31 protein-coding genes are annotated in these 25,257 nt (G+C 60.3%); 17 read left to right on the top strand and 14 right to left on the bottom strand.

Annotated features, from left to right (window positions below; all coding sequences use genetic code 11):
* Position 1: 1 nt before the first annotated feature.
* Positions 2-1,048, bottom strand: coding sequence for a DUF1176 domain-containing protein (locus ACX82Z_RS06700; protein ID WP_459587439.1), 1,047 nt, complete (start codon positions 1,046-1,048; stop codon positions 2-4).
* A gap of 96 nt (positions 1,049-1,144) precedes the next feature.
* Entirely contained in the window at positions 1,145-1,315 is a 171-nt protein-coding gene (locus tag ACX82Z_RS06705; RefSeq protein WP_459587441.1) for a hypothetical protein, read from the bottom strand.
* Positions 1,316-1,483: 168 nt separating this feature from the next.
* On the opposite strand from ACX82Z_RS06705, the gene ACX82Z_RS06710 reads away from it, so the two are divergent.
* Positions 1,484-1,921 (top strand): hypothetical protein, encoded by a 438-nt coding sequence (locus tag ACX82Z_RS06710; RefSeq protein WP_459587444.1) that lies wholly within the window; start codon positions 1,484-1,486, stop codon positions 1,919-1,921.
* 16 nt (positions 1,922-1,937) lie between these two features.
* On the opposite strand, the gene gloA is transcribed toward ACX82Z_RS06710, so the two are convergent.
* Positions 1,938-2,378 carry a lactoylglutathione lyase gene (gloA, locus tag ACX82Z_RS06715; protein WP_459587445.1) on the bottom strand — a complete coding sequence of 147 codons (441 nt, stop codon included), beginning with the start codon at positions 2,376-2,378 and terminating at the stop codon, positions 1,938-1,940.
* A 254-nt stretch (positions 2,379-2,632) separates the two neighbouring features.
* Between gloA and ACX82Z_RS06720 the strand changes: the two genes are divergently transcribed.
* From ACX82Z_RS06720 to ACX82Z_RS06735, 4 genes are read left to right on the top strand one after another with little or no spacing between them, the layout of a single operon-like run.
* A complete protein-coding gene (locus ACX82Z_RS06720; RefSeq protein ID WP_459911649.1) occupies positions 2,633-3,193 on the top strand; it encodes a cold-shock protein in 561 nt (186 codons plus the stop codon).
* A 43-nt stretch (positions 3,194-3,236) separates the two neighbouring features.
* Entirely contained in the window at positions 3,237-3,743 is a 507-nt protein-coding gene (locus ACX82Z_RS06725) for a DUF192 domain-containing protein (RefSeq protein WP_459587447.1), read from the top strand.
* An 11-nt stretch (positions 3,744-3,754) separates the two neighbouring features.
* Positions 3,755-4,516 (top strand): alpha/beta fold hydrolase, encoded by a 762-nt coding sequence (locus ACX82Z_RS06730; RefSeq protein WP_459911651.1) that lies wholly within the window; start codon positions 3,755-3,757, stop codon positions 4,514-4,516.
* A complete protein-coding gene (locus ACX82Z_RS06735) occupies positions 4,513-5,400 on the top strand; it encodes an alpha/beta fold hydrolase (RefSeq protein ID WP_459587449.1) in 888 nt (295 codons plus the stop codon). Before ACX82Z_RS06730 ends, ACX82Z_RS06735 begins: the two co-directional genes overlap by 4 nt.
* Here the strand turns inward: ACX82Z_RS06735 and ACX82Z_RS06740 are convergent.
* Entirely contained in the window at positions 5,389-6,189 is an 801-nt protein-coding gene (locus ACX82Z_RS06740) for an enoyl-CoA hydratase/isomerase family protein (RefSeq protein WP_459587450.1), read from the bottom strand. The two genes, ACX82Z_RS06735 and ACX82Z_RS06740, sit on opposite strands and share 12 nt — an antisense overlap.
* 100 nt (positions 6,190-6,289) lie before the next feature.
* On the opposite strand from ACX82Z_RS06740, the gene cysE reads away from it, so the two are divergent.
* Entirely contained in the window at positions 6,290-7,120 is an 831-nt protein-coding gene (gene cysE / locus ACX82Z_RS06745) for a serine O-acetyltransferase (protein ID WP_459587452.1), read from the top strand.
* Positions 7,121-7,216: 96 nt separating this feature from the next.
* Positions 7,217-7,426 (top strand): DUF3126 family protein, encoded by a 210-nt coding sequence (locus tag ACX82Z_RS06750; RefSeq protein WP_459587453.1) that lies wholly within the window; start codon positions 7,217-7,219, stop codon positions 7,424-7,426.
* Here ACX82Z_RS06750 and ACX82Z_RS06755 read toward each other — a convergent pair whose 3' ends face one another.
* Positions 7,427-8,158 carry a hypothetical protein gene (locus ACX82Z_RS06755; RefSeq protein ID WP_459587454.1) on the bottom strand — a complete coding sequence of 244 codons (732 nt, stop codon included), beginning with the start codon at positions 8,156-8,158 and terminating at the stop codon, positions 7,427-7,429.
* Positions 8,159-8,270: 112 nt separating this feature from the next.
* On the opposite strand from ACX82Z_RS06755, the gene ACX82Z_RS06760 reads away from it, so the two are divergent.
* On the top strand, positions 8,271-8,795 hold the full coding sequence (locus ACX82Z_RS06760; protein WP_459587455.1) for a gamma carbonic anhydrase family protein: 525 nt from the start codon (positions 8,271-8,273) through the stop codon (positions 8,793-8,795).
* A gap of 85 nt (positions 8,796-8,880) precedes the next feature.
* Here ACX82Z_RS06760 and ACX82Z_RS06765 read toward each other — a convergent pair whose 3' ends face one another.
* From ACX82Z_RS06765 to ACX82Z_RS06775, 3 genes are all read right to left on the bottom strand, one after another.
* Complete coding sequence (locus tag ACX82Z_RS06765; RefSeq protein ID WP_459587457.1) at positions 8,881-9,492, bottom strand: transglutaminase-like cysteine peptidase; 612 nt, start codon at positions 9,490-9,492, stop codon at positions 8,881-8,883.
* Between the two features lie 224 nt (positions 9,493-9,716).
* Positions 9,717-10,328, bottom strand: a complete 612-nt coding sequence (locus ACX82Z_RS06770; protein WP_459587458.1) for a PilZ domain-containing protein — start codon at positions 10,326-10,328, stop codon at positions 9,717-9,719.
* Between the two features lie 131 nt (positions 10,329-10,459).
* Complete coding sequence (locus ACX82Z_RS06775) at positions 10,460-10,909, bottom strand: Lrp/AsnC family transcriptional regulator (protein ID WP_459587460.1); 450 nt, start codon at positions 10,907-10,909, stop codon at positions 10,460-10,462.
* 138 nt (positions 10,910-11,047) lie between these two features.
* Here ACX82Z_RS06775 and putA point away from each other — a divergent pair, with 138 nt between their 5' ends.
* Positions 11,048-14,647 carry a bifunctional proline dehydrogenase/L-glutamate gamma-semialdehyde dehydrogenase PutA gene (putA, locus tag ACX82Z_RS06780; protein WP_459587462.1) on the top strand — a complete coding sequence of 1,200 codons (3,600 nt, stop codon included), beginning with the start codon at positions 11,048-11,050 and terminating at the stop codon, positions 14,645-14,647.
* Positions 14,648-14,653: 6 nt separating this feature from the next.
* Here putA and ACX82Z_RS06785 read toward each other — a convergent pair whose 3' ends face one another.
* The 4 genes from ACX82Z_RS06785 to ACX82Z_RS06800 all read right to left on the bottom strand — a co-directional run bounded on the left by ACX82Z_RS06785 (position 14,654) and on the right by ACX82Z_RS06800 (position 16,956).
* Entirely contained in the window at positions 14,654-14,968 is a 315-nt protein-coding gene (locus ACX82Z_RS06785; RefSeq protein ID WP_459587464.1) for an antibiotic biosynthesis monooxygenase family protein, read from the bottom strand.
* The gene (locus tag ACX82Z_RS06790) at positions 14,968-15,240 is read right to left on the bottom strand and encodes a hypothetical protein (protein ID WP_459587466.1); all 273 of its coding nucleotides are present in this window, start codon (positions 15,238-15,240) and stop codon (positions 14,968-14,970) included. Before ACX82Z_RS06790 ends, ACX82Z_RS06785 begins: the two co-directional genes overlap by 1 nt.
* 7 nt (positions 15,241-15,247) lie before the next feature.
* Positions 15,248-16,234 (bottom strand): energy transducer TonB family protein, encoded by a 987-nt coding sequence (locus tag ACX82Z_RS06795; protein ID WP_459587468.1) that lies wholly within the window; start codon positions 16,232-16,234, stop codon positions 15,248-15,250.
* Positions 16,235-16,467: 233 nt separating this feature from the next.
* Positions 16,468-16,956 carry a hypothetical protein gene (locus ACX82Z_RS06800; RefSeq protein WP_459587469.1) on the bottom strand — a complete coding sequence of 163 codons (489 nt, stop codon included), beginning with the start codon at positions 16,954-16,956 and terminating at the stop codon, positions 16,468-16,470.
* Between the two features lie 171 nt (positions 16,957-17,127).
* Between ACX82Z_RS06800 and hemP the strand changes: the two genes are divergently transcribed.
* The 5 genes from hemP to ACX82Z_RS06825 are packed head-to-tail and all read left to right on the top strand — an operon-like array spanning position 17,128 to position 21,202.
* Positions 17,128-17,376 (top strand): hemin uptake protein HemP, encoded by a 249-nt coding sequence (hemP, locus tag ACX82Z_RS06805; protein WP_459587471.1) that lies wholly within the window; start codon positions 17,128-17,130, stop codon positions 17,374-17,376.
* A 7-nt stretch (positions 17,377-17,383) separates the two neighbouring features.
* Positions 17,384-18,436 (top strand): hemin-degrading factor, encoded by a 1,053-nt coding sequence (locus ACX82Z_RS06810; RefSeq protein WP_459587472.1) that lies wholly within the window; start codon positions 17,384-17,386, stop codon positions 18,434-18,436.
* A 16-nt stretch (positions 18,437-18,452) separates the two neighbouring features.
* The gene (locus tag ACX82Z_RS06815; RefSeq protein ID WP_459587473.1) at positions 18,453-19,313 is read left to right on the top strand and encodes a heme/hemin ABC transporter substrate-binding protein; all 861 of its coding nucleotides are present in this window, start codon (positions 18,453-18,455) and stop codon (positions 19,311-19,313) included.
* Between the two features lies 1 nt (position 19,314).
* Positions 19,315-20,406 (top strand): FecCD family ABC transporter permease, encoded by a 1,092-nt coding sequence (locus ACX82Z_RS06820; protein WP_459911653.1) that lies wholly within the window; start codon positions 19,315-19,317, stop codon positions 20,404-20,406.
* A gap of 7 nt (positions 20,407-20,413) precedes the next feature.
* A complete protein-coding gene (locus ACX82Z_RS06825; protein ID WP_459587475.1) occupies positions 20,414-21,202 on the top strand; it encodes a heme ABC transporter ATP-binding protein in 789 nt (262 codons plus the stop codon).
* Here the strand turns inward: ACX82Z_RS06825 and rirA are convergent, their stop codons facing one another.
* Entirely contained in the window at positions 21,203-21,667 is a 465-nt protein-coding gene (gene rirA / locus ACX82Z_RS06830; RefSeq protein ID WP_459587477.1) for an iron-responsive transcriptional regulator RirA, read from the bottom strand.
* Between the two features lie 223 nt (positions 21,668-21,890).
* Here rirA and ACX82Z_RS06835 point away from each other — a divergent pair, with 223 nt between their 5' ends.
* Positions 21,891-22,436, top strand: coding sequence for an N-acetyltransferase family protein (locus ACX82Z_RS06835; RefSeq protein ID WP_459587479.1), 546 nt, complete (start codon positions 21,891-21,893; stop codon positions 22,434-22,436).
* Positions 22,437-22,490: 54 nt separating this feature from the next.
* Here ACX82Z_RS06835 and ACX82Z_RS06840 read toward each other — a convergent pair whose 3' ends face one another.
* Positions 22,491-22,952, bottom strand: a complete 462-nt coding sequence (locus ACX82Z_RS06840; RefSeq protein ID WP_459587481.1) for a phasin family protein — start codon at positions 22,950-22,952, stop codon at positions 22,491-22,493.
* Positions 22,953-23,072: 120 nt separating this feature from the next.
* Between ACX82Z_RS06840 and ACX82Z_RS06845 the strand changes: the two genes are divergently transcribed.
* Positions 23,073-24,362 (top strand): DUF445 domain-containing protein, encoded by a 1,290-nt coding sequence (locus tag ACX82Z_RS06845; protein ID WP_459587483.1) that lies wholly within the window; start codon positions 23,073-23,075, stop codon positions 24,360-24,362.
* A gap of 210 nt (positions 24,363-24,572) precedes the next feature.
* Entirely contained in the window at positions 24,573-25,190 is a 618-nt protein-coding gene (rpsD, locus tag ACX82Z_RS06850; RefSeq protein WP_459587484.1) for a 30S ribosomal protein S4, read from the top strand.
* The last annotated feature ends 67 nt before the right edge of the window (positions 25,191-25,257 follow it).

The raw sequence follows: 25,257 nt of genomic DNA on the forward strand, positions 1-25,257 counted from the left end.
ATTACGGCGCTTCGTTGAAGTTGAGTATTTCTTGCGGGTTTATCTCGCCGTCGTAGGTGGGGTCGACTGAATATTCGACCAGAGAGAACGCGCCGTAGCGGAAAATCCAGCGACCCGACGAGGAGGCGTCGCCAACACCGCGCCATTTTTCGTTCGTCGTGATTGCTTGCGTATCGGCGTCGTATTCCGAGTTGACCAGTTCCGCACGGGTAATCCAGCCGATCTGCGTCATCTCCTGTAGTCCGGCTTCCATATCGTCGTTCTCGTAGCGGATATCGAGTTCCGGCACCGCGAAATAGACTGGCTCCGCCGATCCGTCGCCCGTGCTCATCATGTAGATATGCGTCACATTGTACGCCCCGAAATTGCAGGCGAACCTGAAAAGGTGTGCCGTACTCATCGGGTCGTCGCCCGTTTCGTGCATATACCGGAACGGAATGTCGTAGTTTTGCGCTTCGGCATCTTCGCCCATGCCTTCGCGATCGCGGCCGGTGCACCGGTCGGCAAATGTCGCCTCGAAAACACGCTCGGCCTCGATCAGCGCGGTGTTCTGTTCGGGAAGTTCGGCACCGTCAGGCGTGCAGCGCGTAGGCACGGCGTCCGGGCCGAAAGTGGCGTCTGTTTCCTCCAGCGCGCCTTCTTCTATGCCGAGCGGCGTGAATTCTTCCGGGCTGTTTGCAGGGTTCGGCTGGCGCAGCGTGTAGCAGCCCGCATAAACCGTTTGGTCGCCATTTTCGGCGACAGAGCGGATGACGACGGGAAGCTGGTAGTAGACGCTGCCAGCCGCGCCTTCCTCCGAAGCACCGCCGACGAGCACTTCAACGGACGCGGTATCGGCAAAGCCAGACGCGTAATCTTCCACGCTGTCAGCAGGAGGTTCGGCGAAATAGCTCCAGGCGCGCGCGAATTCCTTGCGTTCGATGGCGTTGTAGAGCGAACGGACAAGCGTATCCGGCGAGGACCGATCGTCGATATAGGCAGGTTGGGCACCTGCCGTCGTGCCGCACAGGATAAGAGCCGGGGCAAGAAGCCGGGAGAGCGCGCGCATGATGTAACCTCGCGAATCGTGTCTCTTCGGATCGGGCCGAGTGAGACACGGGACGCATGGAAAATCCAGCGGATCACCGAAATGTTGATTCCGACCTCAGGCCCGTCGCTTGGATGCCATGTCTCGCGCGATATGAGGGAAATCCGCAGGCTTGATGCCAAGATCGGACAGTTCGGCGCTGCTCATCGCGTTGAGGATCAGCATGCCGCGTTGCCATTGCGCATGAAGCGCTCGCGGTCGCGAAAAGAGTTCAGTCAGGATGCCCATGGATCGTCTCCGAAGTTTCGATCCTCCGAAGAGAAAATGACATCACATTCGAAGCGGGGGCAGTCGAAAATTTGCAGGGCTGCCATGCGCTTCGTCCCGACGACGGAACCTTTATTAGGAATTGATGATTAGTATCCCAGCAAAACGAGATCGGCTGGGAGGCCGGGAATGGCAGGCGGTAATGCCAAGAGCTTCGGCGATCTGCTCGACGAACTGATATCGAACGCGCCGGAGCGTGCCGAAACTGGGTCGACACCAACGCTTCAGGGCGATCTGCTTGATCAGATCGAGCGACTGCAGGGCGAAAATGCACCGCTCTTCGACCATTCCGCCCGCCGCGCCTATAGCGAGCCGACGCTCGCGCCCGAAGTGATCGAGGCGCTCGATGCGTTGATGCCCGATCTTTCCACCGACCCCGAGATCATTGCCCGCGAACTGGAAATCGGCAATCTTCGCACCGCCGCGGATTTCGACCGTGCACGCCGCCGCTTTGCATTCGCCAATCATCCGGATCGGCTGGCACCACATTTGCGCGAGCGCGCGGTGCAGCGCATGAGCATTGCAAACGGTCTGATAGACACCGCCAAAGAGGCGGCGGTCGACTGACCGCCGCCATCAAAAGTCACCAGGTGCCGGTGTTTTCCATGGACGCCCATGGCTCGGCCTTATCCTTCGCTGGACCCTTTTGCAGCAGTTCGATTGAGATGCCGTCAGGCGACTTGATGAACGCCATGTTGCCGTCGCGAGGCGGTCTGTTGATCGTCACGCCCTGATCTGAAAGTTTCTGGCAGGTCTCGTAGATGTCGTCGACTTCGAAGGCGAGATGGCCGAAATTGCGCCCGCCCTGATAGTTTTCCGGGTCCCAGTTGTAGGTAAGCTCCAGAAGCGGTGCCTTTTTGGACTTGCCCGCCTCAACGTCTTCCCTTGCGGCAAGAAAGATAAGCGTGAAACGGCCCTGCTCGCTTTCGACGCGCCGTACCTCCTGCATGCCGAACTTGTTGCAATAAAAGTCCAGGGACTCATCGATGTCCTTGACCCGAACCATTGTGTGCAAGTAGCGCATTTTCCTGTCCTTTTTCTATCCGCGTCCGTGACGGCCGGTCCGCGCTACATATGGCGGTATGCAGTGGTCGGCAACCGCAGGACGGCGATGGAACCGACAGCCGCGATGAAGTATTCCGTCGCGCTTGCTGCGAAAAAGCCACAAACAGGCCTTGCACGCACCCGAAGGCGCAGTGCTATCTTGCAGTCCAAGAATCAGGTGTGGTGTGTCTTGGAAGGGGTTCGGGCATGGGGGAAAATGCCTCGACGAAAGATATGTCGGCAGCAGGCAGTGTTTCCGATAGCGAAGGCGACGGCATGGAATTGATCGAGGCCTCTGGCGCGATCAAGTGGTTCGACGTTGCCAAGGGCTACGGGTTCATCAACGCCGACGATTCGTCTCTGGGCGACATCCTCATCCATGTGACGTGTCTGCGCCGGGACGGCTACTCGACGGCACTCGAAGGCGCGCGCGTGAACTGCATGGTTCGTCGTGGCGACCGTGGTCTTCAGGCCTTCCGTATTCTCTCCATGGATATGTCGACTGCGGTCCATCCATCCGAACAGCCAGCAGAGCGTACGCATGTCGCGGTGACGCCGGAGAGCGGGCTTGAGCGTGCGCTGGTCAAGTGGTTCAACCGAACCAAGGGGTTCGGCTTTTTGACGCGCGGCGAGGGCACGGAGGACATTTTCGTCCACATGGAAACGCTGCGCCGTTTCGGCGTGACGGAGCTGCGTCCCGGGCAGGTCGTCCTCGTGCGCTTCGGGCGTGGCGACAAAGGCCTTATGGCTGCCGAAGTTCACCCCGATATCGGGACCTTGCCGGCCCCGCACTGACACCTTCGTCATCGCGCGCCGCCAACGCCGAAGGATTTTTCCCGTGAACAAACGTATCGCAGCTTTGGCATTCGCGCTCTCGGGCGTCCTTGGAATCGCGATGCCGGTCTCGCCGGTAATCGCGCAGCCGGCCGTTGAGGGTGCTGCGATGGAGCTTCCCGTCGACGCCACATCGTTGACCTTCGAGGCGAACGGCGAGACCGTGGCATTCGAAGTGGAAATCGCCGACACGCCGGAGCGGCGTGCCCGTGGCCTGATGTTCCGCACCGATCTGCCGGAAGATCGCGGGATGCTGTTCGTATTCAACGAGACGCGTCAGGTCGGCTTCTGGATGCAAAACACGCCCCTGCCGCTCGATCTCGTCTTCATCGGCGAAGACGGCGTCGTGATTGATATTCTGCCGGGTGAACCGTTTTCCACGGCCTCGATCGATCCGGGCGAAGCGAGCCGCTTCGTCCTCGAACTTCATGAAGGCACCGCCGAACAAGTCGGTATGGTGGCAGGAACGCGGCTTAATCATCCTGCAATCGACGCCGTGGCGGATCAGTGAGCGATAGAAACGTGCAGCATTTTCATCATGACGGTTTCGACATCGCCTATATCGACGAGGGCGACCGGGACGGCGAACCGATCCTTCTCATTCATGGCTTTGCCTCAACCTATCGCATCAACTGGGTGCAGCCGGGCTGGATCCAGACGCTGAGCCGAGCCGGTTACCGCGTTATCGCATTCGATCATCGCGGGCACGGCGAGACCACGAAAAGCTACGACACATCGGTCTATACGCCTGCCGCGATGGCTTCCGACGCGGTCGCGCTGCTCGATCATCTTGGGATCGCACGCGCGCATGTGTTCGGGTATTCGATGGGCGCACGCGTTTCGGCCTTCATGGCGCTGGAATACCCCGACCGCATCGCCAGCCTGATCTTCGGCGGGCTGGGCATGGGCATGGTTGACGGCGTGGGGGATTGGGACCCCATCGCAGAAGCGCTGCGCGCGTCTTCGCTGGACGATGTTTCGCATCCGCGTGGGCGCATGTTTCGCGCATTTGCGGACCAGACGAAGAGCGATCGCGAAGCGCTCGCCGCCTGCATCGCGACATCGCGGCAGGAGCTTTCCGAAGCGGATATGGGCAAGATCGAACAGCCGACGCTCGTCGCCGTCGGGACTACGGACGATATTGCCGGCGACGCGCACAAGCTTGCGCACCTGATGCCCCATGCGACGGCTTTCGATATCATCGGCCGCGACCACATGCTTTCGGTCGGAGATCGGACCTTCAAGGCGCGCGCTCTCGAATTCCTGAAGGAACATCCGTTGTGATCGAGGAAAGGCGTATCGAATTTCGCGGGTCGGAAGACAACGCGCTTATCGGTTCGCTTTGGGATGGCGGTGGCCAGCCCGTTCTTCTTCTTCATGGCGGCGGGCAGACCCGCCACGCATGGCAGCGAACGGCGGAGCATCTGGCGGAAAAAGGCAAACGCGCCATCACCTTGGATATAAGAGGGCATGGCGAGAGCGACTGGGTGCCGTCCGGAAACTACACTTTTCTGCATTACGCCGAAGATCTGCGCACTTTGATCGTCGATCTGGAGCGCCGGTTCGGCGAGCGACCGGCGATCGTCGGCGCTTCGCTCGGCGGTCTTGCCTCGCTACTGGCGGAAAGCCGTTTCGGACCACTTATCGATTCTCTTGTCCTCGTCGATATCGTGCCGCAGATGAATCCTGCCGGCGTGGCGCGGATCATCGGCTTTATGGGATCGCGGCTGGAAGACGGATTCGGATCGCTGGAAGAAGCGGCCGACGAGATCGCCGCCTATCTGCCCAACCGCAGACGACCGCGTTCCCTCGACGGATTGGGCAAGAACCTGCGGCTGGGCGAAGATGGGCGTTTCCGCTGGCACTGGGACCCTGCCTTCGTGCGCGGTGAAACGAGCATCGATACGAATGGTGAAGCGCTTCTGACCGGTGTTCTGGAAAAGTTGCCTGAACTCGATCTGCCGATCCTGCTTGTGCGCGGGATGCAGTCGGAATTGGTCGACGAGGCCGCCGCCCGTAGCTTCGTCGCCCGGGCTGCAAATGCGCGCTATGTCGACATAGGCGGTGCGGGACACATGGTGGCCGGGGATCGAAACGATCTTTTTTCGTCCGCCGTCATCGCGTTTTTCGAGGAGCAGGCTCGCGGGCCAAGTTCGTCAGCGGCCTGAGAAACGCGGTGCGCGACGTTCCTTGAACGCTTGCCGGCCTTCTTCGTAATCATCGCTTTTGAAAGTTGCAGCACCGAGCGTGGCGGCCACTTTCATGTCTTCCGGCGATCCTGACAGGACGGCACGGATGGACGCCTTGGACGCCCTAATCGACAGCGGTGCGTTCATGGCAATGGACTGAGCGAGGTCGAGCGCTCGATCTCGCGCCGGCGCTTGATCGGTGATTTCCAGCAGAAAGCCTGTCGCAAGCGCCGTTGCGGCATCGAGTCGCCCGGCCGAGTATGTCAGGTAGCGGGCAAGCTGTGGGCCGAGCGTGTGCACGATATCGGCCATGGCATCTACCGGATACGCCAGTCCAAGCCGCGCCGCAGGCACGCTGAAAAGCGCCTCGTTCGATGCGATCCGGATGTCGCATGCGGCCGCCAGCCCGAAACCACCGCCAAAGCAGACGCCATCGATGGCCGCAATCGTTGGAACCGGACAATTGCGAATGGCGGCAAAGGCGCGTGAATTGGCGGCTTCATAGGTCGCAGCACGTTCGCCGCGCCGGGCTGTATCGAACTCGGCGATGTCCGCACCAGCGCAAAACGACCCGCCGCGACCCGTCAGAACGATAGCGCGGACGCCGTTGTCCTGCGCGGTTGCGTCGAAAATCTCCGCCAGCGCGATCCACATCGCTTCCGTCAGCGCGTTTTTCTTCTCCGGTCGCACTATTTCAACGACGAGCACATGCCCCTTGCGCTCGACGTGAAAGCCGGGCTTTACCGAGATGTCTTGAATTTCGGCCAATTGTCGCCACCTGAACGATGAATAAGGAAAACTGAGTTCAAAGAGCGTTCTGTTTGAACTACAATATTTCCACTGCCAAGCCTGACGACAGAGGTGGAAGATGACGATCTCGATGACGCCGCGCAGCCCGGCCGTGCAGCCGGTCGATCCGATCTGGAGCGCCGTGCGCGGGGAGGCGGCCGATGCGGTCGCTACCGATCCGATCCTTTCGGCATTTTTATATTCGACCATTCTCAATCAAGAGAGCCTCGAGGCGGCGGTGATCCATCGCTTGTCGGAGCGGCTCGATCATGCCGATCTCGGCGCGGATTTGATTCGCCAGACCTATGGCGAAATGCTTCGCGACAATCCGGACTGGTCGACGACGGTGCGCGTCGACATCCAGGCCTATTTCGATCGCGATCCGGCCTGCGACCGCTTCCTGATGCCGGTTCTCTACTTCAAGGGCTTCCATGCCATCCAGACGCATCGGCTGGCACATTGGCTGTGGGCGCGCGGACGCAAAGACTTCGCGCTTTATCTGCAAAGCCGCTCGTCGGCGGTGTTCCAGACCGACATCCATCCTGCCGCGATTATGGGGCGGGGCATCTTCATCGACCATGCGACCGGCCTCGTCGTTGGCGAAACCGCCGTGATCGAGGACAATGTGTCGATCCTCCACGCCGTTACGCTTGGCGGCACCGGCAAGGCTGGTGGAGACCGTCACCCGAAAATTCGCCACGGCGTGCTGATCGGCGCCGGCGCGAAAATTTTGGGCAATATCGAGATCGGCCATTGCACGAAGATCGCGGCGGGATCGGTCGTCCTGCAATCGATCGCCAACAACAAGACCGTGGCCGGCGTGCCGGGCCGTGTCGTTGGCGAGGCGGGTTGCGCGGAACCGTCACGCGCGATGGATCAGCTTTTCGGAGCCAAAGGCGTTGCCGAATAGGTCGGCCTCGGTTGAAAGAGGGCGTCCGGGCTTTACATGCGCTTCGAACGCGTGCCAGAAGCGCCTCTCTTTGAACACCAGGACCGGAGTAATTCATTGAAACCGGAAGAAATCCGTAAGCTCGACGCCTATTTCAAGCGGACGTTCAACAACCCGACGCTCGAGGTCAAAGCTCGGCCGCGCAAGGACGATTCTTGCGAGCTTTACGTGGGAGACGAGTTCCTGGGCATCATCTTCAAGGATGAGGAAGAGGGCGAGCTTTCCTACAATTTCTCGATGGCGATTCTCGACGTCGATCTCGCCTGATCAATCGGACGCCTGCAGGGCTTGCACGGCAAATGCCTGCATCGAAGCGTCCAGTTCACGCCAATCCGTCAGAAGCGCACGTGGAAAACGATAGCGCATCGACAGATTGGCTCCGACATCGATATCGCGCTCGCATGGTGCCAGCGCGGTAGCGGCCTCAGGCCCTGACAGGCATCGGGCGACAAACGGTGCGCGAAAACGCGTCGGATCGACGATCAGCATTTCGTCGCCATAGCCGGATGCCTCGATGAAGCGGTGTGCGACCAGCTCCGCTTCAACCGGTTCGGCCGGCTCCTCGATCAGCAAACGATAGATCGGATTGAGGCGCTGCGACATGTCGCGCGGCATCGATCGCGGCTCGAAGGTTGCGAAGATGATGCGATTGTCGGTGCCGGCATGGTTGAACAAACCCCGCTGCTCCTCGGAGTAGCCTTCGAGGTTCGGCCAGGACAAATAGACATCGAGTTTCCTGGCATCGCCCGAACGACGTTCGGATGCGAACCGGATCATGTTCGATGGAACTGCCAGCATCTCGCCATCGATGACGACGCCCTGAATAGTCGTATCTGTCGTGTGCCCGGCCAAGGCGATCGTGCGCCCGATCGTTTTTCCCGCATAGCTGATGCCGACCGAAAGCAGGGCCAGCGCCAGGAAGGCGTAGAACACCTTCATCATGAAATTCGCCCCGACCTGTTCGATCGTGGCATTGTCGAAACGGGTGAAATCGGTCATCGCGCACTTGCTAGGGTTTTGAAAGGCCGAGTCGGCTGCTTCAAATCTCGCCGATCATGGTAAATGCGGTGTAAAGGTGCCTGCATTCAAACGCATTGGAGGAAAGAATCTCATGGCGATCTACGAACTTGACGAGGTTGCGCCGGAATTCGAGGACCGCAATACCAACTGGATCGCTCCCGATGCTCAGATGATCGGCAAGGTTACGATCGGGCGTGATGTCGGCATCTGGTTCGGCGCTGTTCTGCGCGGCGACAATGAGCGCATCGCGATCGGTGAGGGATCGAACATTCAGGAGCACGCGGTCATGCATACCGATCCCGGCATGCCGCTGACGGTCGGCAAAGGCTGCACGATCGGCCATCGCGCGATCCTGCATGGCTGCACGATCGGCGACAATTCGCTGGTCGGCATGGGTGCGATCGTTCTCAACGGCGCGAAGATCGGAAAAAACTCGCTCGTGGGTGCTGGAGCGCTGGTAACGGAAGGAAAGGAATTTCCAGACAATTCGCTGATCGTGGGTGCGCCGGCGAAAGCCATTCGCACGATTTCAAGCGACGACGTTTTGCGCGCATCTGCGGCTTCCTATGTCGCCAACGGCAAGCGGTTCAAAGGCGGCCTGAAGCGCATCGACTGAAAAAATTGAGCCGACCCACGGGGATGGGCCGGCTCTGCCAGGTCGAACGGACGGGGAGTGGGGCTCGACCGGGCTTGTGCTGAAATCAGCGATTGACGACGCTGCCGACGAGAATGTCGCGATCGTCGGTGATCGTGACCCACATGCCGGCATGGCGAGCCGACTGGCGCTTGAGGTAGGTATATTCGGTCTCGTTCCAGCGCATGACGCGCATTTCCAGATTGTCGAGGATGAAGTCGCCCATCGAGGTGTTGACGACGAGAACGGCATGGCCGTCGCCATTCGGCTGGCGGACAACGGCAATGAGGAGGTTTGATCCGGGGACGCCCGCTTCAATGAGGCGCTTGCGCTTTTCGAGTACATAGTCTTCGCAATCGCCGAAGCCGCCGACCGGATAGGACCAGTATTCCTCGACGCCCCACATTTCCATATCGGTGCGCGGGCGTACCGATAGGTTGACCATGTTGTTCACATTGACGATTTCGGCCCACAAATCGCGGCTGAGCTCGACGGGCTTGTCAGTGCTTGCGGTTGGCTGGCATTCGTCCGGCTTGCGCTGGCAAAAATCGTAGTGACCGACGGGCTGCGTCGTCAGACCACCGACATGCATGAATGGCTGTGCCGCCGCTGCCGTTGCCGAAAACGCTACGAAGAGCATGAACGCTATTCCGCCGCGAAAATATTTTGAAGCCGCCATGTTTTTGTCTCCCCGTTCGAAGAGACAATGACAGGCTCGCATTTATTCCACGCGAAAAGTCAAGCGTATATTCGAGTAAAAACAAAGCAGAAATAGAAGTAATTTGGAAACAATACTTATTCTAATTTTCGCGTTATCGGCGACTTATAATTAACCATGCTGCGGTTGCGCAAAACAAAAAGGCCGGCACATGGCCGGCCTTGCAAGCGTGATGTCTGGTGGAGCTACTGGCTCGTAAAGGCGGCTTCCAGTGAATCCTCGCGTTGAAGCGCAGCGAACTCGACGGCGACGCCGTCCTGGAAATGTCGAACGATCTGGCCTCGCATCGAGCCGAGCGTAACCTGAACGCCGATCGCAGGGCGTACGTCGATCTCGACTGCTGCACCCGAAAGCGAAAGGTCGAGAATGCGGCAGCGATACTGCCGGCCATCCTCAAGCTGAAGAACCGTGATTGGATTGCGCGGCGCGACACGCTGATGACGGCGATCTTCGGGAAGATCGAGTTCGTGTTTGTTGGCAAGCCATGTCAACTGGGCCGCAAGCTTTTCCCGCTTGCGCTCCGATGCGACGACGGTCATGGCAAAGCCGTCGTCAGTCAGTCGTGTTACGACGCCCTCGATGCGGCCGATATGGTCGAGATAGGCGATGATTCGTTCGCCCGGTTCCCCCGGTCGATCCGCCCGTATTGCGGCATCACCCGGTGACATGTCGATGACCTGGCAGGGGTGCTCGGAGCGATCCTCCAGCATGTAGCGGCCATAAATCTTCACGCGAACGCGCTGAAAGCTGCGACGCTCGGTCCGTGCAGGAGCGACCTGTACTGCCGCTGAATTCATCTCAACCTCAGTCCCGCTGACGCTATCGAGCGTGTCCGATTAACTGATGCTAATTTACTGCCATAGTCGTTAACATGCCGTAAGCCAAATTGATCGAACGCGGCATGCGGATTGCCTGCTGCAAACCGGTCTCAGCGATCCTTGACGGTTTCCATCCCCACGAATGTCGACGTCTGCGCGACATGCGGAAGGGCGGAGATCCGTTCACCCAGAACTCGCCGATAGCTCGCAATATCGCGGGTTCGAACCTTGAGCAGATAATCGAAGCTGGATGCGATCATGTGGCATTGCTCGATTTCACGAACCGACATGATGGCGCGGTTGAAGGCGTCGAGAGCAGCGGAGCGCGTGTCCGATAATTTCACCTGTACGAAGGCGATGTGACCTTCGCCCATTCGCTCCCGGTCGATGATGGCCGAATAGCCTCGAATGTAGCCGTCGGCCTCAAGACGCTTCACCCGTGCGATGACCGGCGTTTTGGACAAGCCGACCTGCGTCGCAAGTTCGGCCATGGATAGCCGCGCATTGCCGGCCAGCGCCGCGATGATGCTACGGTCCAATCTATCGATTTGGTCTTCCAAGTCGCATTTCCTGGTTCATATGCGCTTTATAACGATGATAAAATAATCCGTTTGGATTGTCTGGTCCATCTGTTTGGACGTCGCAGAAAACCTGCGCGTGGTACTTTCGTGCCATATCGTCCCTTTGAAGGTTCCGGCATGACAGTTTCGAGCGAAGAACTTCGAGCGCGTATCCGTACCTCCTATCTCGCTAACGAGACGGAGGTACTGACCGGTCTCGTGGAACAGGCCAACCTCGACGCCGCCGCACGGCGACGCATCGAAGAACGCGCTGTCAAGCTCGTAAGCCAGGTTCGCGGCTCGGCTGAACCGAAGCTGATGGAAGTGTTTCTAGCGGAATACGGCCTTTCGACCAGCGAAGGCGTTGCCCTGATGTGTCTGGCCGAAGCGCTGCTGCGCGTACCGGATGCCGATACGATCGACGATCTGATCCGCGACAAGATCGCGCCGCATGATTGGTCGGCACATTCGGGCGGCTCGGGTTCCATCTTCGTCAACGCCTCGACCTGGGCGCTGATGCTGACGGGCAAGGTGCTGGACGAAGGCGAGGGCGGCATCGAACGGACGTTGCGCGGGATGGTGCGCCGGGTAGGCGAGCCTGTGATTCGCCGTGCCGTTGCAGCTGCAATGCGCGAAATGGGAGAAAATTTCGTGCTCGGCCGGACCATCGCAGAGGCGGTCAAACGCGGCGCGGGCGAGGTGAAGAAAGGCAATCTTTATTCCTACGACATGCTGGGCGAGGCGGCTCGCACCGAGGATGACGCGCTGCGCTATCACCGCGCCTATGCCGACGCGATCGCCGCGCTCGCCAAGGAAGCGCGTTCCGACGACATTCGCAGGAACCCGGGCATCTCGGTGAAATTGTCGGCGCTTCATCCGCGCTACGAGCGGCCGCAGCGCGAAGCGATGCTGCCCGTAATGATCGAGCGCCTGCGCTCGCTGGCGCTGGCGGCCAAGGCTGCGCGCATGGGGCTGAACATCGATGCGGAGGAGGCCGATAGGCTCGATATCTCGCTCGATGTGATCGAGGCCGTTTTGGCCGATCCCGAGCTGGCTGGCTGGCACGGATTCGGTGTCGTTGTCCAAGCCTATGGATTACGCGCTTCGCCCGTTCTGGATTGGCTTCACGATCTTGCCAAACGGCTTGATCGGAAGATCATGATCCGTCTCGTCAAGGGCGCTTACTGGGACACCGAGATCAAGCGCGCGCAGGTAATGGGGCTGACCGGCTATCCGGTTTTCACCCGGAAGCCGAACACGGACGTTTCCTATATCGCCTGCGCGCGCAAACTCTTCGGCATGACGGATCGCATCTATCCGCAATTCGCCACGCACAATGCCCACACGGTCGCCGCGATCCTCGAAATGGCGGATGATCGCGACACGTTTGAATTCCAGCGGCTGCACGGAATGGGCGATGCGCTGCATGAGGCCGTTCGCAAGGCCGAAGGAACGCGCTGCCGCATCTACGCGCCGGTCGGCGCACATTCAGATTTGCTGGCCTATCTCGTTCGCCGCCTGCTTGAAAACGGCGCAAATTCTTCCTTCGTTCACCAGATCGTCGACGAAAGCGTGCGTCCGGAAGAGATCGCGCGCGACCCGTTCCACGTCGTGGAAAAGCAAGGTGGGGCTCACAATCCCGCGCTGCCGCGTCCGGCCGAAATATTCGGGGCAGAGCGCGTCAACGCCAAGGGTTGGGACATTACCGATCCCTTGACCGAAAAGCGGATAGAGGCCGGCCGCGCCGCTTTCGCCGCGCCGCATCGCTGGCGAGCCGGTGGTGATGGTGAAGGGCGGGCCGTCTATAATCCGGCAAGGCCGCAGGAGGTCGTCGGAACGGTTGTCGAAACGTCGGGTGAGGCGATGTCGTCGATTGTCGGTCTTGCCGTTGATGCTGCACCCGGTTGGGCAGCGCGTCCGGTCGGCGAACGGGCCGACATCTTGCGCCATGCGGCCGATCTTTACGAAGAAAACGCCGCCGAATTCTTCGCACTCGCCACGCGCGAGGCGGGCAAATCCGTTGCCGACGGCATTGCCGAAGTCCGCGAGGCAGTCGATTTCCTTCGCTACTATGCCGCCAGCGCTGCCGAGGCGGAAAAGACGGGCACGGCACGCGGCGTCATTGCCTGTATTTCGCCCTGGAATTTCCCCCTCGCGATCTTTACTGGACAGGTCGCCGCCGCGCTCGTCACCGGCAACACGGTTGTCGCCAAGCCCGCCGAGCAGACGCCGCTGATCGCGGCACGGGCGGTCGAACTTCTGCATCGGGCAGGCGTGCCCGGCGATGTGTTGCAACTGGTGATCGGAGACGGGCCAAATGTCGGCGCGCCATTGAACGCCGATCCGCGCATTGCGGGTGTGTGCTTTACCGGCTCGACCGACGTTGCGCGGCTGATCGAGAAGCAACTGGCCAAGACCGCCGCGCCCGATGCCATGCTGATTGCGGAAACCGGCGGGCTGAACGCCATGATCGTCGATTCGACCGCGCTCGCCGAGCAGGCCGTGCGCGACATCGTCGCTTCGGCCTTCCAGTCTGCCGGACAGCGCTGCTCGGCGCTGCGCATGCTCTACGTCCAGAAGGACGTCGAAAAACATATGCTCGCGATGCTGAAAGGTGCGCTCGACGCCATGACGATTGGCGATCCGTGGCATATGGCGACCGATATCGGTCCGGTAATCGACGCGGAGGCACAGTTGGCGATCGCCGATTATTGCCGACAGATGGAGACCGAGGGCAGGCTGATCGCGAGGCGCGAAACGCCCACTGACGGGCTGTTCGTCGCGCCGCATATCTTTGCCGTGAAGGGAATCGAAGAACTGGAGCGTGAAATCTTCGGACCTATACTGCATGTCGCGAGCTTCAAAGCCGAGGACATGGATCGCGTCATTTCTCGCATAAACGCAACAGGTTATGGCCTGACGTTCGGGCTTCACACACGGATCGATGCGCGCGTTCAGCACATTGTCGACCGTGTTCATGCGGGTAATATTTACGTCAACCGCAACCAGATCGGCGCTGTCGTCGGGTCGCAGCCATTCGGCGGCGAAGGCCTCTCGGGAACGGGTCCGAAAGCCGGCGGACCGCATTATTTGCGTCGGTTCCGCAAGAGTGCCGTGGCTGGTCAGGCGATGGCGGCAGCCGCGTCGGCGTCGCTTGCAAAACTGCGCGATCATCTGCCGGACCCGGTGCATGGTGGGTGGTCGATGCGCGCGGACCGCATCGCGGTTCTTCGAAAGCATCTGCGTGGCAAGGCAGCCGATGCGATGGGTGCGTCGGCAACGCTTGAATTCGGGCCTGTTGACCTGCCGGGGCCGACAGGCGAGGGCAATTCGCTATGGCTTGCTCCGCGCGGGCGCGTGCTTTGTCTAGGGCCATCTGAGGAGGCAGTGCTCGCGCAGACAGTTCAGGCGCTCGCCGCTGGCAATGCGGTTCTGGCCGTTGCGCCCCGCGCGAATGCGGCCTTGAAGCTGCTTCTTGCCAAGGGGCTGCCACTCGCGGCGATCGACGGCTCCGTCGAACCCGATCATCTGACCTTGCTGGCTATCGATCTCGTTGCCTGTGCCGCCGATGGCAACGCGTTGCGCCCGATCCGCAAGGCGTTGGCGGAAAGAAATGGTGCGATCGTACCGCTCGTCACCGAAACGATCTATCCGGCGGCATATGCCGCCGAACGTTCGGTTTGCGTCGATACGACCGCCGCAGGCGGCAATGCCAGCCTGCTTGCGGCGGCCGAGTGAATTAGATCAGGCGCCTTCCACAACAGAAAAGCCTTCGAACTGGGGATGCCCGATATAAGCCGGCTTCGTCGTGCCCGCATTCTTGTGGGCATCGCGGAAATTCTGCGATTTGGTCCAGGCGGAAAAATCGTCAAAGCTTTCCCAAACCGTGTGCGAGGCGAAAAGCGTATAGCCTTCCGCTTCGTTCACGGGGCCGCGCAGAAGGTGAAATTCACGGAATCCTTTCATTTCGGACAAGGTGGAGTCGCGGTTCTTCCAGATGTCCTCGAATTCGGTTTCGGAGCCGTTCTTCACCTTGAAGCGGTTCATCGCAATATACATCAGGCCTTTTCCTTCATGCTTTTCGTGGATTGTGCGCAGAGCGCGATTTGTTTTCTGTTGTTCGCAAAGCCGACCACGTTACCCGGCCGAAATTCATCGTCGCGAGGAACCGGATTGGGACCAGCCTGAGTCATCGATCCGGTACGAGAAGCGAGATCGATGACGCGTGTATCGGTCTCGATCGCCTGCCGGCTCTCAAGAAGTTCGCGAAGTGCCGGGTGAAGTCCGTCGCCCCGCGTCACCGCGAATGTATGGAAACCGAGCAGGGACATGAGCCGGCTACCTTGAGAACACAAGCGGCACGGTGAACGGCCATGATGCGCGGCCGGCACCGGCTGGAATGGCGGGAAAGGGAGAGGCACGCTGCACGGTGGCAATGGCCGCCTGATCGAGAACGGGCGAACCGGAACTGCGGGCAACCGTTATGCCGGAAGCCTGTCCGCCCGCACTGACCGTAAAGCGCACATGGACCTCGCCGCGAATGCCCTGCCGCTGCGCTTCCCGGGGATATTGCAGCGCGCGCCGAAGGCGTGTCGCGATCTGGCCGGGATAGTTGGAGACCGCCGCATTGCCAGCCGCGTTGGCTTGTCCAGCGCCCGAAGGCGCGCTCGATCCGCTTGTGCTTCCCTGATCGGTTCCGCGCCGCGTGTCCGCCTGATTCTGTCCGCTCGATCCCTGCTGGCGCGGGGCGGGCTGCTGCTGGCGCGGTCGCTCCGTGCGCTGGGCTTGCTGCCTTGGGGGCGGCGGGGGCGTATATTCGGGCCGGGGGGTCGGGACCGGCACGTCGACCAGCGCCAACTCGTCCTCGGGCAAAGGCGCGAGCGTCTCAGGCTCGACCGCGGCGGTATCCTGTGCTTCCGGCGGAGGCACCGCATCAGGAGGAACAGGCACGGCCTCCTCGACCGGCTCCGGTGGCGTTTCCTCGCGTTCGACGGGTTCGGCAACGTCATCGGGCGGTGTTTCGACTGGTTCCGGCTCGACGGTTTCTGGCTGAACGGGCTCTGCCTGCGGCTGCACCGTTTCGGGCTGGACCGCCGCGACCTCCTGATCCGGTTCGACAGGTTCTGCGGTGTCGGTTGCCTCGACCGCTTCGCCGGCAGAAACCTGGTCTTCCATCGCGTTGCCCTGAATGCTCAGAACGACAGGCTGGCCGCCTGCGATCTGCACGGTCTCTTCCGACTGCATCATGAAAAGCCCGACGGCTCCGGCATGGAGCGCGGTCGAGACGGCAAAGGCGGCAGTCCATTTCAGGTGGCGTGTTGTCATCGGCTCACATGCTGCGTCACGACCTGAACCGAAGCGGCATCCCTGTCGCCGGCGTCCAGCAGACCGTCAAGCGGTCGTGTCATGGAATTTCCAATCAATGCAAAGGCGACCATCGCGACGCTGACAGCCAGAACGAGAGCGGCTTCGCGAGTCCGTCGTGATGCCGTTCGTAGCCATGTCGGTATCATGAGAACACCTTTTGCACATTTACCCGATTACGGTTCTGCGCCGCTTCAGGTTCCGAATTCGATGGAGGCCTTGGTCGACGTTTCCAGATTGCGCAGGCATGCCTGCGGCTCCACGCCGTCGCCGGTGCAGTCTGTCGTGTCGTTGACGAGGACGCGGCCGAGCCCGTCACATTGGGTGCCCCTGAAGTCGAACTGGCGCACTTTCGTTCTGGACGCCGGCAGGTCCTGGAAATCGACGACGGTGATACGCTCGACCGTGCCTTCCGAATTGAAAAGAACAAGTTCGAAGGCGGCCCGCGACAAATCGCTGCCGAGGCCGTTTTCCACGACGAATGTCAGGCGACATCCGCCATCCGAGGGCTGAAGCGAGTTGAGCTCCAGCGAAAGCTTTCCCGGCTGGTTGTCTTCGGCGGCTTGCGGCGCGGCCGTGCCCTCTGCCTCTTCCGGCGCCGTGTCCTGCTGCGCCATAGCCGAGGAACACAACAGTGCTCCGATCATCAGGCCGGCAGATAGACGCTTAGAAATCAAGGACATGGAGCTCTCCGGGTTGGAAACAGGATCGTGACCGTCAAGGAAACGGGTTCAGCGTATTTTACGTCGAACTTGTTGTCGACGCGTCAGGCAGGGTGTGATTGTTGAGTAAAATACTCCGGTATTGCCATCCCCTATAAAACCTGATTATTGGTGTCAAGAATACAAACTTTCATGTCGCCCAGCCAGCCTTCGGCAAGCCCGGCACTTCAAGGGGTAAGAGACGTGAACATGACCAATGCACCCGGCGCATTCTCGGATCGGTCGAAGACCGACTGGAAGCCGAAGGATACCTATCTGGAAATGCGCCGTTTGAAGAGCTCGGATCTCTTTAACGGACAAACGGAAATCGGCATCGATCATGGCGGATCGCTGTATCGCCTCAAGATCACCCGTCAGGGCAAGCTGATTCTCAATAAGTAGGTGTTTCATGACGAGTGTCCTCAAGCCGTCGCCGCGCGAAATCCGCCAGGCGCGGGCCGACAATCCCAAAATGCGCGAGCGCGATCTTGCGGCGCAACTCGGTATCAGCGAAGCGCAACTCGTGGCGGCGCATGTCGGCGAAGGCGTGACCTGTATCGAACCACGTGTGAACGACCTTCTTGCGGGGCTGGATGCGGTCGGCGAAGTGATGGCACTCACGCGCAATGAAAGCGCCGTTCACGAAAAGATCGGCTTTTACGACAATGTGCATCCGGGAACGCACAGCGCCATGGTGCTGGGCGGCGAGATCGATCTGCGGATTTTTCCCAAGGCCTGGGCACATGGTTTCGCGGTCGAAAAGCGCGACGGTGACGATATTCGCCGCAGCCTCCAGTTTTTCGACAAGTTCGGCAACGCCGTCCACAAGGTCCATCTGCGTCCGGCGTCCAATCTCTACGCGTTTCACAAACTTGTGGCCGAGCTTGTCAGCGATGAGCAGGTGCAGGAAATCGAAACCGATCCGTTCGTGCCTTCGGTGGTCATTCCGGCGGATGCCGATGGTAATGCCGTTCGCGAACGCTGGAGCACGATGACCGACCCGCATCAGTTCGTCGGACTTTTGCGTTCGCTGAAACTGTCGCGGCGCGAAGCCGTCGGACTCGTCGGCGACGACTATGCCTGGCAGCTGGACGTGAGCGGACTGAATGCGATGTTCAGCCATGCGGTCGAGCAAGGTTTTCCGATCATGTGCTTCGTCGGCAATCACGGATGCATCCAGATCCACTCCGGGCCGATCGCGAACGTCAAGCCGATGGGACCGTGGATCAATGTCATGGACCCGACTTTCCACCTTCATCTACGGGCCGATCACGTCGCCGAACTTTGGGGCGTGCGCAAGCCGACCAAGGAAGGGCACGTCACATCCATCGAGGCCTATGATGCACGCGGCGAACTGATCATCCAGTTCTTCGGCAAGCGTCGGGAGGGTGAGGACGAACGCGGCGATTGGCGCATGATCGCCGAAAACCTGCCGCGCATTCCGCGCTCCACCGCAGCTTGATCCCGGACAGACTTCCATGATGGCAATCGCCCGCAATATCCTGTCCGTCGCGCTGGTTTCATTCGCATTTCCGGCGACGGCGCAGGACACGCCCCAGCGCATCGTTTCGATCGGCGGGTCGCTGACCGAGATCGTCTACGCGCTCGGACAGGAAGATCGCCTCATCGCACGCGATTCCACGAGCCTGTTTCCCTCGGAAGCGCTCGATCTTCCCGATGTGGGCTATATGCGCGCGCTTTCGCCAGAAGGGGTTCTGTCCGTCGACCCCGACCTCATATTGACGCTCGAGGGTGCGGGGCCGCCCGAAGCCGTTGGGGTCATCAATTCGGCGAGCGTGCCTGTTGTCACTGTGCCGGAAAGCTTTGACCGGGAAGGCGTGCTCGCCAAGATCGAGGCGGTCGGCAAGGCGCTCGGCGTTGAGGACGAGGCTGCCGAGCTTGCAGACGGCGTCGATGCCGATCTGCGGGCAGCGGAGGACGCTGCCGCCGGAATAGATGATCGCGCGAAGGTGCTGTTCATTCTTTCCATGGAAGGCGGCCGCGTGCTCGCGTCCGGCAAAGGAACGGCAGCAAACGGGATCATCGAACTGGCCGGTGCGCAAAACGCCATCACCGACTATTCCGGCTACAAGCAATTGACCGACGAAGCGATCATCACCGCAGCACCGGACGTGATCCTTCTTATGAATCGCGGCGGCGAACTCGATCCGACCTCCACAGACCTGTCGGCGCAGCCCGCACTCTCGGCGACGCCAGCGGCTGAGAACAACCGCGTCTTCCGCGTGGACGGCAGCTATCATCTCGGTTTCGGCCCGCGCACGGGTGCGGCAGCCCATGAGCTTGCGAGCGAAATCTACGGCACGGCTGCGGTCGATTGAGATGACGCTGGTGCAGAACTTGCAGACCGGCCGCTTTGGGCGAATGCGTGCGGATGGCGATCGCTCGGCTTTCGCGAAGGCCGTGATCGGCGCGCTCGGAGTCGCCCTGGTTTTCGTTGCGCTGTTCAGCCTGACGACGGGCGCGTCAGACGCATCCGTTACCGATCTCATCCGGGCGTGGTTTTCCGACGATGCGGCAATTTCTGCCCGCGACAGGGTAATCATCTATGAGATTCGCCTCCCGCGAATCGCTCTTGGCATTTTGATCGGGGCGGCTCTGGCCGTTTCGGGCGCGGTGATGCAGGGGCTTTTCCGCAATCCGCTCGCCGATCCGGGCCTTGTCGGTGTTTCGGCCGGTGCCGGGCTCGGCGCGATCTCGATCATCGTTCTGGGAGGAACCGCGCTCGGACCAGTCGTCGCCCTGTTCGGCATCTATGCGCTTCCACTCGCAGCCTTTTGCGGCGGGCTGGCAACGACGCTGCTCCTCTACAAGGTTGCGACCCGGCGGGGCCAAACCTCGGTCGCGACCATGCTTCTGGCCGGCATTGCGCTGGGAGCCATGGCGGGAGCCTTCTCCGGCGTGCTCGTCTATATGGCGAACGACAACCAGTTGCGTGACCTGACATTCTGGGGGCTCGGCTCGCTGGCGGGCGCGACATGGTCGAAGATCGCTGCTGCCGGGCCAATCATCATCCTGGCGCTTGTCGCATCGCCCTTTCTGGCGAAGGGGCTGAATGCGCTGGCCCTAGGCGAGGCGTCGGCCCATCATCTAGGCGTGCCCGTCCAACGGCTCAAGAACATCGCCATCGTCGCCGTTGCCGCGGCCGTCGGCGCATCCGTTGCTGTATCAGGCGGCATCGGTTTCATCGGGATCGTGGTGCCGCATCTGCTGCGCCTTTCGATCGGGCCGGATCATCGCTACCTTTTGCCCGCATCCGCACTTCTCGGCGCAAGCCTTCTGTTATTGGCCGATGCCGTTTCGCGCACCATCGTTGCGCCTGCCGAACTGCCAATCGGCATCGTCACGGCGGCTGTCGGCGCGCCGTTCTTCCTCTGGATATTGCTGCGGCGTCGCGGCGTGCTGGATCTTTGAGGACCCCATGATCGAAGCACGGGACGTCAAGGTTTCGCTAAGCGGCAGACAGATTCTTCACGGGATCGATTTCGTCGCGCGGGCAGGCGAGGTCACAGCGATCGTCGGACCGAACGGCTCGGGAAAATCGACGTTTTTGAAAGCACTCTCGGGCGATCTGTCTTCGACGGGGCATATCGCATTCGCCGGCAGCAAACTTAGCGCAATCAAGCCATGGCAGGCGGCGGGGCTACGAGCGGTGCTGCCGCAGCAGACGACCTTGTCGTTTCCGTTCACCGTACGCGAGATCGTGCGTCTCGGCTTGATGGGCGGACGGTCAGGCGTCTCGGCGCGTGAACTCGACACACTCCCCGACCGTGCGTTGGCGCGGGTCGATCTGGCCGGCTTTGCGGGACGCTACTATCAGGAACTGTCTGGCGGTGAGCAGCAACGTGTTCAATTGGCGCGTGTGCTTTGCCAAGTCTGGTGCCCGGTTGTCGATGGAACGGCGCGCTTCCTGTTCCTCGACGAGCCAGTGTCCAGCCTCGATATCAAGCACCAACTCGTCATCATGGAAATCGCGCGTGATTATGCCCGACAGGGCGGCGGGGTCATCGCGGTGCTGCACGATTTGAACCTGACGGCGATGTTCGCCGACGAGGTGACGATGCTGCATGAGGGCAGGGTGGCGGCTTGCGGTTCGCCAGCGGCGATCCTGACCGACGCGACGATCGAGCGCGTGTTCGACTGCCGGCTGCGGGTCAGCCGGACGCCGCAACCGGGTACACCGTTCGTGCTGCCGCAATCGGCTGCCTGATCAGTTCACAGCGAGCTGATGGGGCGGTTCGACCTCGATGCCGAGCAATGAGCGAACATTCGGTCGCGCATCGATCAGTGTCTCGATCGTGTAGCCTTCAAGAACCTCGAAGAACGCACCTAGCGCCTTTCGCAGCGCTTCGTTGAGTGCGCAGGAATCGACCAGCGGGCAATCGGTGGAGTCCTTCTCGAAGCACTCGGCCATGGCGAAGCTGTCTTCCGTCACGCGCACGACATCGAAAAGGGTGATCTCGCTCGCCGTACGCCCAAGACGCACGCCGCCATTGCGGCCGCGAACCGTCTGGACCATTCCGTGTTCGACCAATGGCTGCAAAATCTTGAACAAAAACAGTTCCGATACGCCGTAGGCGCTGGCGATTTCAGGAATGCGGCTAAGGCGGCCATTATTTGCCGCGCAATACATGAGGATGCGAATTGCGTAGTTGGTCTGACGGGTCAGTCTCATGGCATGCCTCTCGCGATTCCATAACCGGCTTTGTCGAATGTATTTCTTAGAACCATTCCAGACAAGGTGCAACTTAAAACATGAATTTAGATATCATGTTTTATCGCGCATGGCTGCCATGTGCGACCGAATGGCACTTGAAAATCAATGCTGCAATGCACAATATTAGAGACGGGTCGAATGCTTCGATTCAGGGGAGGAGCCCTTGATAGAGAGCGGCGACATGAGTGACATGGCAACATCGAATATAGGCGCTTCGGGCGTCATACGGCAGCTTCGGCCGTCGGACCTTTCCAAATTTCGCGCGCATCTTGGCCGCCTCGATATCGAGAGCCGTCGCGACCGTTTCAACGGTCCGTCCAGCGACGCTTTTGTGGAGGCCTACGCAGACCGTGCGTTTCGCGCGGGAACGACCGTGATCGGCTATGTCGAAAATGGCGAAGTGCTCGGCGCGGCCGAACTTCACGAAATCGACGGGGACGAACAGCCGACCGGCGAAATCGCTTTTTCCGTCGAGCGGACGCTCCAGCATCGCGGCATCGGAAGCCGTCTGTTCCAACGCCTGATCTGGCACGCGCATGCGCTCGGATATACGCAGCTACGCGTCACCACCCATCCCCAAAATCAGGCGATGAAACGGCTTGCGTCGCGTTTCAACGCACGACTTCGGTTCGAAGGCGGCGAAACCGTCGGCCTCATCGAGCTGGAGCCCGTGGAGGAAGTGCTCGCGCCACAGGTGATGCTTCAACCCAGGTTTCTGGCGGCATGAATAAAAAAAGCCCGGTCGAATGACCGGGCTTTTTTGTTCGGAAAATGAAGTGTATCAGGCGGCGGTCTTCACCTGATCCTGAACGATCTTGGCATTCTGCTCCATGAGCGACTTCGCCTGGTCGGCGGCGCTGCGGATGCGCTCGATATTGGCAGTCGTCGCCTCGCGCATATAATCGCTCTGGATCGTCACGGCATCGCCGAACGAATTGGCGTCAGCAAGCTTTTCGACAGTCGCGAAATAGTGCCGGGTATTTGCGAGCGTGCCTTCGAGCATGGAGTTCGTTACCGTTGCGTAGCTGCCTGCGAACGGGCCGAACGCGTTTTTGGCCTGATCCGCGAAAGTTGCAATCTGCTTATGGGCGTCTTCAGCGCGCTTGGAAGCGGCGACAGCCTGATTGCGAACGAAATCGCGGGCGGCTTCGGGGACCTGCACGGTCGCGCCGAAATCGTCGAAGGCGCGGGTGAAGCCATTGAAAAAGGAAGCTGCGGTCTGCTCGGTCTTGGTCTTCGTCATTTCAATCTCCATTCTCTTCGTTGAGCCATGGTTGGGCCTCGCCCATGATGGCTCGAGGCTGAGGCGTATATAGCGATGATTTTGTGCAATGCAACATAAAACCAGTGTGCGATGCAAAATATGTTGAAGCAGACTGATGCTCGCGAGCAAATCGCAGCTTTAGATGATGCGGAAAAGGCGCGGGCGCTAAGGCGCACCAAGGCGTTCGCTACCGTATCGCTTGTCCTCTGCGTGATGACTTTCCTTCTCGCGCGGGCATTTCAGCCCGACTACCCAGCGCTGGCCTATCTCGCGGCCTTCGCCGAAGCTGCCGCTATCGGCGGTATCGCGGACTGGTATGCGGTCGTCGCGCTCTTCAAACGTCCCATGGGGTTGCCGATCCCCCACACCGCGATCATCCCGCGTAACAAGGACCGGATCGCCGACAATCTGGGGCGGTTCATCGAGGGCAATTTCCTGAAGGAAGAGGTGGTTCGGGCAAAGCTGAAGGAGGTCGATTTCGCGCGCCTCGTCGCAGAATGGCTCGGCCAACGGCAGCACGCCGAGGATCTTGCGGGCTTCGTCAGCCGCATGACGCCTCAGGCTCTCGCGGCACTTGAAAATTCGAACCTGCGCGGCTTCCTGGGTAAGCGTGTTATCGAGCGACTCGACCGGATCGACATAGCGCCAGTGGCGGCGGAACTGTTATCGGCGGTAACGGCCGAGCGTCGTCACCAGCGTCTCTTCGATGGTCTGCTGCACGTTCTCGGCGGTATCCTCAACGAAGAGAAGACGCTTGGCGTCATGCGCGAGCGCATTCGTGCCGAACTTCCAACGCTGGCCAATCTCTTTCGCGCCGACGCATATCTTTTGAACAAGATCGTCGCATCGGCCGGCCGTTTGATGACGGAGGCGGGTGAGGACCCCGATCATCCTTTGCGCCGGGAGTTCGACGACTTTGCCCAGCGCTTCATCGAAGACCTGAAAACCGATCCCGCCTATGTCGCGAGGGCCGAACGCATCAAGGCCAATCTTCTTGCCCGCCCCGAACTTGCGCATCTGGCGGATGAAATCTGGAAAAGCCTGTCAGGCTTTTTGAAGGAAGACGCAGAAGCAAAGGACTCGATCATTCGCACGCATCTGGCGTCGATGTTCGTCGAGATTGGAAAAAGGTTGGCCGACGACGAGGCCATTCGCGCCGACATGAATGCCGGCTTCGTCGTGGCGTTGTCGTCGTTCGTGGAGGAGCAGAAGGCGGGTGTCGCGATCTTCATCGCCGATCAGGTCAAGGCCTGGGACATCGCGCAGACCACGCGTCTTATCGAACTCAATATAGGCCGCGACCTGCAATATATACGCTTTAATGGCATGATCATCGGCGGCATCGCCGGATTACTGCTGCATATCGGCGAGCGGGCGATTTTCGGCTGAGGCTGCTGCGCTTGACATTTTATACATGGTCGCATAGCAGACAGCCCAACGCCGCGCCGCAAAGCGCGGTGTTTCATTTAACGTGTCCCGTGGACCGGCCCGCAGCGTTGGGAATGGTCCTGTCAGGTCTCGAAAACGGAGGCCAGAGGAGGGCGCGTTTCCTTCACCCGAAGCGTGAGCTTCGGGTGCAATCGTTTGAAAGGGAATGCGATGAGCAAGCGCCAATCCGCAAAGTACAAGCTCGACCGCCGTCTTGGCGAAAACATCTGGGGTCGTCCGAAGTCCCCGGTCAACAAGCGTGAATACGGCCCCGGCCAGCACGGCCAGCGCCGCAAGGGCAAGCTGTCGGACTTCGGTCTGCAGCTTCGCGCCAAGCAGAAGCTGAAGGGCCACTACGGCGATATCTCCGAGAAGCAGTTCCGCAAGACCTACGAGGAAGCCGACCGTCGCAAGGGCGATACGCCGGACAATCTGATCGGTCTGCTCGAGTCGCGTCTCGACGCGATCGTCTACCGCGCCAAGTTCGCGCCGACGATCTTCGCCGCGCGCCAGTTCGTCAACCACGGCCACGTGAACGTCAACGGCCGCCGCACGAATATCGGTTCCTACCGCTGCCGTCCGGGCGACGTCATCGAGGTTCGCGAGAAGTCGAAGCAGCTCGTCGTCGTTCTCGAAGCCGTTCAGCTCGCAGAGCGTGACGTTCCGGATTATATCGAGACGGATCACTCGAAGATGACTGCGACTTTCGTTCGTGCGCCGGGTCTTGCCGACGTTCCGTTCGCCGTCCAAATGGAACCGAACCTCGTCGTCGAGTTCTATTCGCGCTAAGCGACGCCACACGAATTCACGAGAAAGGCCGCGTTTCTACGCGGCCTTTCTTTTTGCCTGGCCTTGC

This window comes from Aliihoeflea sp. PC F10.4, assembly GCF_054612275.1.

Coding starts and splice junctions, on each gene's coding strand:
- ACX82Z_RS06720 (WP_459911649.1), top strand. CDS start 2,633: ATGTCGGCAGCAGGCAGTGTTTCCGATAGCGAAGGCGACGGCATGGAA.
- ACX82Z_RS06815 (WP_459587473.1), top strand. CDS start 18,453: ATGATGGCAATCGCCCGCAATATCCTGTCCGTCGCGCTGGTTTCATTC.
- cysE (WP_459587452.1), top strand. CDS start 6,290: ATGACGATCTCGATGACGCCGCGCAGCCCGGCCGTGCAGCCGGTCGAT.
- ACX82Z_RS06705 (WP_459587441.1), bottom strand. CDS start 1,315: ATGGGCATCCTGACTGAACTCTTTTCGCGACCGCGAGCGCTTCATGCG.
- ACX82Z_RS06810 (WP_459587472.1), top strand. CDS start 17,384: ATGACGAGTGTCCTCAAGCCGTCGCCGCGCGAAATCCGCCAGGCGCGG.
- ACX82Z_RS06800 (WP_459587469.1), bottom strand. CDS start 16,956: ATGTCCTTGATTTCTAAGCGTCTATCTGCCGGCCTGATGATCGGAGCA.
- rirA (WP_459587477.1), bottom strand. CDS start 21,667: ATGAGACTGACCCGTCAGACCAACTACGCAATTCGCATCCTCATGTAT.
- ACX82Z_RS06710 (WP_459587444.1), top strand. CDS start 1,484: ATGGCAGGCGGTAATGCCAAGAGCTTCGGCGATCTGCTCGACGAACTG.
- putA (WP_459587462.1), top strand. CDS start 11,048: ATGACAGTTTCGAGCGAAGAACTTCGAGCGCGTATCCGTACCTCCTAT.
- ACX82Z_RS06795 (WP_459587468.1), bottom strand. CDS start 16,234: ATGACAACACGCCACCTGAAATGGACTGCCGCCTTTGCCGTCTCGACC.
- ACX82Z_RS06820 (WP_459911653.1), top strand. CDS start 19,315: ATGACGCTGGTGCAGAACTTGCAGACCGGCCGCTTTGGGCGAATGCGT.
- ACX82Z_RS06835 (WP_459587479.1), top strand. CDS start 21,891: ATGAGTGACATGGCAACATCGAATATAGGCGCTTCGGGCGTCATACGG.
- ACX82Z_RS06785 (WP_459587464.1), bottom strand. CDS start 14,968: ATGTATATTGCGATGAACCGCTTCAAGGTGAAGAACGGCTCCGAAACC.
- ACX82Z_RS06840 (WP_459587481.1), bottom strand. CDS start 22,952: ATGACGAAGACCAAGACCGAGCAGACCGCAGCTTCCTTTTTCAATGGC.
- ACX82Z_RS06790 (WP_459587466.1), bottom strand. CDS start 15,240: ATGTCCCTGCTCGGTTTCCATACATTCGCGGTGACGCGGGGCGACGGA.
- ACX82Z_RS06770 (WP_459587458.1), bottom strand. CDS start 10,328: ATGAATTCAGCGGCAGTACAGGTCGCTCCTGCACGGACCGAGCGTCGC.
- rpsD (WP_459587484.1), top strand. CDS start 24,573: ATGAGCAAGCGCCAATCCGCAAAGTACAAGCTCGACCGCCGTCTTGGC.
- ACX82Z_RS06755 (WP_459587454.1), bottom strand. CDS start 8,158: ATGACCGATTTCACCCGTTTCGACAATGCCACGATCGAACAGGTCGGG.
- ACX82Z_RS06760 (WP_459587455.1), top strand. CDS start 8,271: ATGGCGATCTACGAACTTGACGAGGTTGCGCCGGAATTCGAGGACCGC.
- ACX82Z_RS06765 (WP_459587457.1), bottom strand. CDS start 9,492: ATGGCGGCTTCAAAATATTTTCGCGGCGGAATAGCGTTCATGCTCTTC.
- ACX82Z_RS06845 (WP_459587483.1), top strand. CDS start 23,073: ATGTTGAAGCAGACTGATGCTCGCGAGCAAATCGCAGCTTTAGATGAT.
- gloA (WP_459587445.1), bottom strand. CDS start 2,378: ATGCGCTACTTGCACACAATGGTTCGGGTCAAGGACATCGATGAGTCC.
- ACX82Z_RS06700 (WP_459587439.1), bottom strand. CDS start 1,048: ATGCGCGCGCTCTCCCGGCTTCTTGCCCCGGCTCTTATCCTGTGCGGC.
- hemP (WP_459587471.1), top strand. CDS start 17,128: ATGTCGCCCAGCCAGCCTTCGGCAAGCCCGGCACTTCAAGGGGTAAGA.
- ACX82Z_RS06825 (WP_459587475.1), top strand. CDS start 20,414: ATGATCGAAGCACGGGACGTCAAGGTTTCGCTAAGCGGCAGACAGATT.